Raw genomic sequence first — 6,163 nt, 5'->3', positions numbered from 1 at the left:
CCCATTAGCCGGTCTCAAGTCAAGGTTAAAAGCCACCGCGCCCTGCAGTTTTCAACTGTAGGGTTTGCTCTCCCACTCAACCTGATCGGTTGAACCCGTCGAACCCGTTTCCTCTTCATTGGCTACGAACGAGTCGTGCCAGACACCCATTTGGATCAAGCGGTAGCGATACAACCTGCACCGCCCTGGCAGTTAACTGCCCCAGAGAAACGTTGGTGCTGCCAATGCGTCCAAAACGTGTCACAGAACTGTGGCTCGTGCAAAACACACGTCCAGTCCCAGCTGGCTCACCTGGCAGACGACCCGGTTACAACACACTCAGGCGGTGATGGTCGGTCGCCACTCAGATTTAGTGGTTCGAGCCCAGTCCCTTTTTGGTTGGCCAACCATCACCTCATTCGTCCCTCAGGCGAAACAGCGTCTGGCATCAAAAGGCTGTTTCTCCTTCAGGATGTGATAACTCGCTCGCGCCAGCTTGTGTGCCAGTGCCTTGGTAGCGACCACGGCATTGGTCTTGGCTTTCTTCTTCTCGAAAAAGCGTTTGGCATCCTCGCTGAAGCGCCGGGCGAAATTAGCCGCTTCGATATAAGCCCAGATCAAATAAGCGTTGCCGTTCTTGGCGTTGCCTTCACCTTTCTTTTTGCCGTTGGAGTAATGCGCACTTTTTACGCAGCGAGCGTAAGAGGCGAAGTGGCCTACGTCGGCAAAGCGCTCAATATTTCCGGTTTCCAGCATGATGACCGTGGCCAGCACTTCGCCAATTCCGGGCATCGTTTTCAACAAAGAAAACTCCGGGCGCAAATAGGCTTCGTGCAGTAATCGCTCTTCAAGAAAATCAATCTGGATCTGCAATGCCTGAACAATGGCGACATTCGCTTTCATTGCCAGAGCCACATCCGTCGGCAGGCCCAGCCTGTCGACGGATGTGGCTGACAGCCCTTTGACTTCATTGCAGCTCAACCGCTGGCCAAACTGGCGCGCCATGATGTTCTCGACGGACAGAATGTGCTGAGTCCGGCTGCGTACCAGTTGAATACGTTTGCGTGCCAAATCTCGCAGCGCACGTTCTTGCGGCGGATGGATATATCCGGTCGGTAAAATCCCGAGTCGCAGCAAATGAGCCAGGAAAGTCGCATCATCCTTGTCGTCAGAATGCTTCAAACCGTCGTAGCGTTTCATCGCCACGGGATGGGCCAGCTTCACCTCAAAGCCCGCTGCCTTGAGGCCATCGACCAACCAATACCAGTTGTAGGTGGACTCAACCACGACGCCAACCAATTCAGCACGGTGAGGCTCGAGCAGCGAAAGGATTGGCGTTAGCTGGTTGGGGCAACGTCGACTGACCAGTACTCGATCCGTTTCGTCGGTAACCACCACAACACTGTTGTTCGAATGCAGGTCTATGCCACAGAATTTCATCACGGCCTCCTACGCAAAAGACTAAGTTCGCACCTTGAATTTTGCGCCACCTCCGTGAGGTGGGGAGGCCGGCCAGATGATTCTCAGATTTATTTTCCAGAAAATAGATCTGTCCCCTTGTTTGTAAATAATCAGTCCCCTTTGTTATGCCCTTTTCTTTGGGCCGAATTTAAGTGGAGTGCTGATTTGGGTCTGGCGTGTTCTGAGCTACAAGATCTCAAACGAAAATGTCTTCGCCTTATGATCTTCGGACTGATAAAATTTTCTGCGGACTGTGTCAAATAGATATCTTGCAACGGACACAGCTACTGTGTCGCTTCCCTTTTTACGTCTTATACTTAATCTGTTGAATTGCATTGCCTGCGATCCGCGTTCGTTGATATTAACACCTGTGCTGCCGCAACCTACGATTAATAATTTTCCGCCACTATCCCCGCTTTGATTAATTTGCTCTTCATGGCCGTGATGCCTATGGCCGTGCAGAACAATGTTGAAGTTGTTTCGGAGAAGCTCTGATTTTATGTATCCTGCGTCTTGTAGTATGTAATCGGGCTTTCTTGTATTTGCTTCTAATGAATCAACCGGAATAAGGTGGTGGTGCAGCATCGCAATCTTAAGAGGCTTTGTATTTTGACATAATGCATTGACTTCTTCTAAAGCGTTCTGGAACTGGCTCTCGCCGATATAGCCTCGATGATCATCTGGTCCTTCTAAAACGCAAGAGTTAAATCCGACTATGATGCAGTTCCATTTGTCGATGAGGTTGTGCACTTCATACAATCTTTCCGGCTCCACCTGGTTGTCGATGCTGAGTCCAAGGCTGTTTCTAAATCTTATGTAAGGAGTGAAGCCGGCGTAGCGAGCCTCAGGATCTGCTCTTTTCATATCCCAGTTAACATCATGATTGCCAGGGACTATTGCTATGTTTTTCGACCAGCCGCTAACTCCACCACTCAGTGATTGAGCCACCGCAGTTATAAAAACAGCAGCCTTATTAAACTCAGGGGTAAGCGCCATCTGGGTAAGATCTCCAGTGACCGCTAGAAAATCACCTAAAGCATAGCTCTGAGATAAAGATTCAATGATGTATTTTTGAAGACTGGGCTTGTCGGCTTCAGGCACATGATCTCCAGAAATTGGGAGATTGTCAAAGTAGTGGTTGCTACCAAAATGCAAGTCAGAAATGTGGACAAGTGATAGTTTCATGTCGAAAGTTTCTTCAACTTCTTCTTCTGAACTACCTTCAAGTCTTGGGGGGGTTGCAGAAATATAGGCTTTAAAAAGTGGGTCAGTAATTTTGTAATACTGATCGGAAACTTTTTCTAATTCGGAACCGTATGCTTCTTTTTGTAGTTCTCCGAACCAATAAGAAGGGTTGTCAATGCCTTGAGCTTCCGCCTCTGGATAAATTGCTGCTGAGCTCACTATTTCTTCTTTTTGAAGTGCAATTATTCGAAGGAGTTTTTCGCGGTTTTTTGAACTGCCTATCACCTTAAGATATCGTGACTCTAGGAAGCTATCGATGTTGTTTTTTACAATGTTTTGCAGTGCTTCATTGATTAGTTCTTGCGAAACGGAGATTTTCTTTTTTTTGAAAGCAATTTTTAATGTTTCTTTACCTATAAGATGTAGCAGGTATGGATGGCCGCTTACCAACTTGACGAGGTTGTGTACTGCACCGATCTCAAAAGTAATCTCACCAGAAAGATACTCTTGAGCTTTTGCGATGATAATTGATAGCTCATCTTCAGACATGTTTGGCACTCGAAGTGTTCCAGTGCTGAGTTGGCGCTTAATTGACTCATGATCTCTGACGAGCTCTTGTTCGGTCTTGCCGATGCCTGTGACGACGAAAATACACCGTGCAGGATTTGCCTTTATTAAGGAAGCAAATCCTGTGTGGTCTTCGATTAGTTCAAACTCATCAATGAATATAGCTAGGCCATCTCCTGCTAGTTCGGAGATTTTTGAGACGCGCTGCCAAAAGTCAGAAACTAATTTAGGATTTAATTCGCCTTCTAAGTCGTAAACGCCGAGCTCTTCGAGTCCAAGTAGGCTTGACCATTGTGCTAAAGCAGACTCATCAACCAAGAGCCGATATAGTAGTTGATTTATATTTCGGACGGATGAGTCGCGTACAAAAAAGCATGTCACATAATCAAAGCTTTCGTCGGCTAAGTCTGATCCGATCGAAGTCAAGAGTTCATTGTTTCCTGAAGCGATTATCGCTAATTGCCTAGCTAGCGAAGATTTACCAATGCCGCGGTTGCCATGTATGAAAATATGGTCACTCGAAAGCAAAAGTTCCGCGCCTTGGTCTAATTGTTTCTTTCTGCCAGAGAATCTCTGAGGATCAGAAATTTCTTTCGCTGGTTGAAAGGCATCCAGTATGTTTCGAATCAAAACTGCCACTTTTCATGCATCCTTGTATTTCTATAGGCTGTAATCCTGAAGCATTTTGCCATCATGCCTCAAGATGATCCACCCTTGGCAACGTATCTCTTTCGGAGGTAATTCAGAGAGTCGGTTTGGGAGATTCTAACTGCAGAAAATGATCGGGTATTCGCAAGGTAATCACCTGTGAACCCCCTGCAATGGAGGCAACGTTTGTCGGGTGCCTTTCCAAGAATTGTTCATAAAATTAAGATAATCGATATAGGCCTGTAAGCTTAGGATGACCATAAGAGATGCTAAAAATAGAATTTTTGGCCTAGATCGCCAGTCTCACTTCTGACAAATCTAGGCCATTTCTTTCCGTCTATTGAGCTACAGCGCTCAGCCGCTTACGTCTTCACTTCAACATGATCCAACGCCTGATTCACCGCCAACTCGCTCAACATCACCAACTGCGCAATCCCGATCGCGGTTTTGCGATGAGCAGGCTCCAGCGTGGCAGCGAAGTTGTTGAGCATTTCGCTCGCCGATCCCAGCGATTCGCTGGCGTTGGCCAGGAGGGATTCAGTGTTGTAGGCCGGGTTGGCCAGGTACATGGGGTCGTGTTTGTGGTGGCTGCCCATGATGCGTTGTTGTGGGGTGAGGTAGTGGTCGAGGGCGCGTTCGGCGGCTTCGTTGAGGGTTCGGGAGTCGGGGAATTTGTAGGGGGAAACCGGATCGGTTTCGGGGGGATTGGGTGTCGGCTTGAACATAGATGTAACTCCTCATGCTTCAGAAAGGGAGGCCATCCAAATTCGCTACCAAACGAAGGTGGCGGCCATGCTCAGGTTGGTAGACCGGCACATGAGGAACCCGGCGCACCCGAAGGTGCCCTGTGCATGACCACCATAAAGCCGAGACGAAACGACGCCACGAATGGTGATGCTGTGCAGAACTCATGTGCGGGCTACCAAACCCGATCACTGTTTTTCAGTGACCAGGAAACGATAAGACCCGCGCACTAGACGCACAAGCCGGCGGATTCTGGCGTAGTCGTAGGTAATGACGCAAGGTTGTGTAGCCTTGGGGACGTTACGGTTGGTGTCTTTTAAACGTGGTTTTTGGGAGGCGTTAAACGGGTGGTTCAAGAGCGGCCCTCACCCCAGCCCTCTCCCGGAGGGAGAGGGGGCCGACGGAGGTGTCTGGCGTTGTACATCGACCTGGGCGACCGAGTTGATTATGGGTTTGGAGGCGGGCGTTCGAGTTGATTATGGGTTCAACGCGGTGCGTGCGTGGTGGTGAAGATTTTCAGGTGGTTGTCGGAAATATCTCTCGGTCGATTCCGCTGCATACCAGCGGTCCGATGCTTCGGGAGGGCTAGGGACTTTCGGGGCGGCTAAGCAACGTCTCCAGCCGCGCAAGCGGCGGCGCATCTTGGCTGCGATCAAAAACCTGCACACCAACCTTGAGCAACCGCCCATTCTCCACCCCTCCAATCACCTGCTCACACCGCAACAACAACCGCCCCTGATCACACTCCATCGCCTTAACCCCCATCGGCAATCGCCCCTCCAATCGCAACTCCGCCATCCGACTCTGCGCCGCAATCATCGCAATCGAGCGATCCCGCAAAACCCCGCTGCTCTGCGTCATCAACCCCGCCACACGAACAGCGGCGGACATGGCGACGGCGATGATCGCCAGTGCGACGAGCACTTCAATCAGGGTGAATCCGGCTTGCGGGGAGGGGGTGCGCATCGGGGGCTCGGGCAGTCGGGCAGCCCTTGACGCTAACGCCCGTGCTTGACAGCTTGACGACGAAAACACCCGAGAATTTTCAACATCCCTGACATATCTTCTTGCAACACTGCGCGTCGAATCGAATCAAGCCAGGGAATGACGAGATGGATATCGCGCAATTCATACAGCCCAACCGACCGAGCCGGATGCCCCGTGGGCAGCAGGGTTTCACGCTGATCGAGATCATGGTGGTGGTGGTGATTCTCGGGATTCTGGCGGCGATGGTGGTACCCAAGGTGCTCGATCGGCCGGATCAGGCGCGGGCCACGGCGGCGAAGCAGGACATTGGCGGGTTGATGCAGGCGCTGAAGCTGTATCGCCTCGATCACGGCACTTACCCGAGCCAGAGTCAGGGCCTGAAGGTGCTGGTCGAGCGGCCGGCCGATGCGAAGAACAGCAACTGGCGCTCGTACCTGGAGCGTCTGCCGAATGACCCGTGGGGTCGTCCTTATCAGTACCTCAATCCCGGTGCCAACGGCGAGATCGACATCTTTTCCCTCGGCGCCGATGGCCAGCCTGACGGCGATGGCGTGAATGCCGACATCGGTTCCTGGCAGTTGTAAGGCCGGTC

The 6,163-nt window shown here is 50.8% G+C and carries 5 protein-coding genes; 1 reads left to right on the top strand and 4 read right to left on the bottom strand.

Features of this window, described 5'->3' with window-relative positions:
* Positions 1-405 precede the first annotated feature (405 nt).
* The 4 genes from GQX66_RS04410 to gspI form a co-directional block, all read right to left on the bottom strand.
* The gene (locus tag GQX66_RS04410) at positions 406-1,419 is read right to left on the bottom strand and encodes an IS110 family transposase (protein WP_240865414.1); all 1,014 of its coding nucleotides are present in this window, start codon (positions 1,417-1,419) and stop codon (positions 406-408) included.
* A gap of 207 nt (positions 1,420-1,626) precedes the next feature.
* Entirely contained in the window at positions 1,627-3,831 is a 2,205-nt protein-coding gene (locus GQX66_RS04405) for an AAA family ATPase (protein WP_240866918.1), read from the bottom strand.
* A gap of 371 nt (positions 3,832-4,202) precedes the next feature.
* A complete protein-coding gene (locus GQX66_RS04400) occupies positions 4,203-4,565 on the bottom strand; it encodes a hypothetical protein (protein ID WP_011333718.1) in 363 nt (120 codons plus the stop codon).
* Positions 4,566-5,169: 604 nt separating this feature from the next.
* On the bottom strand, positions 5,170-5,550 hold the full coding sequence (gene gspI, locus GQX66_RS04395; RefSeq protein WP_240866915.1) for a type II secretion system minor pseudopilin GspI: 381 nt from the start codon (positions 5,548-5,550) through the stop codon (positions 5,170-5,172).
* 146 nt (positions 5,551-5,696) lie between these two features.
* Between gspI and gspG the strand changes: the two genes are divergently transcribed.
* Positions 5,697-6,155 carry a type II secretion system major pseudopilin GspG gene (gspG, locus tag GQX66_RS04390; RefSeq protein WP_276613318.1) on the top strand — a complete coding sequence of 153 codons (459 nt, stop codon included), beginning with the start codon at positions 5,697-5,699 and terminating at the stop codon, positions 6,153-6,155.
* Positions 6,156-6,163 lie beyond the last annotated feature (8 nt).

The sequence above is a fragment of the Pseudomonas sp. B707 genome (assembly GCF_022496685.1).
GTDB lineage: Bacteria > Pseudomonadota > Gammaproteobacteria > Pseudomonadales > Pseudomonadaceae > Aquipseudomonas > Aquipseudomonas paraglycinae.
The sequence above is the reverse complement of the archived record's forward strand: the minus strand, read 5'-3'. Positions and strand labels throughout refer to the sequence as shown.